Source organism: Bartonella phoceensis (assembly GCF_902825145.1).
Taxonomy (GTDB): Bacteria; Pseudomonadota; Alphaproteobacteria; order Rhizobiales; family Rhizobiaceae; genus Bartonella; species Bartonella phoceensis.
The window spans coordinates 1-409 of record NZ_CADEAD010000055.1; the positions used below are offsets into that span (position 1 = coordinate 1).

The 409-nt window shown below is 36.4% G+C and carries 2 protein-coding genes; both read left to right on the top strand.

The window, feature by feature from the left end; all coding sequences use genetic code 11:
* On the top strand, positions 1–143 hold a 143-nt coding region (locus tag J7R07_RS08610; RefSeq protein ID WP_425489188.1), incomplete at its 5' end, for a DUF7167 family protein.
* 10 nt (positions 144–153) lie between these two features.
* Positions 154–409: hypothetical protein (locus J7R07_RS08055; RefSeq protein ID WP_208436327.1), on the top strand; the 256-nt coding region annotated here is incomplete at its 3' end.

Consider the following 409-nt stretch of genomic DNA (forward strand, 5'->3'; position numbering starts at 1 on the left):
CAAATAAGGTTGGCTCTGATTCTGAAACTGGTTTAGGAATGACCGAGGCTGAATGGAACCAATTAACTGAATCTGAGCAAGGTGTAATTATTAGCGATGCAATAGAGTCGCTTATTGATTACTGGGTACAACCTGAAGATTAAAGGTGGAGTGATGGATAAATCAAGACAGCAATTTGAAAGGAAATTTTACAATAAATTTAATTTTGAACTGACTAACAAAGGAAATTACCGATACTTCAGTACCAACATTGCATGGGAGGCATCACGCAAGAGTTTAATTAATAACTTACCAGAAAGTATTAATTGCCCTACTGCGCCAGAATTAATATGGCTACAAGTTGACCCTGAACCAGAGGAGATAAATAAACCTGAATTTCCAGTTAATTTACGTAGTGACGATGTAACTT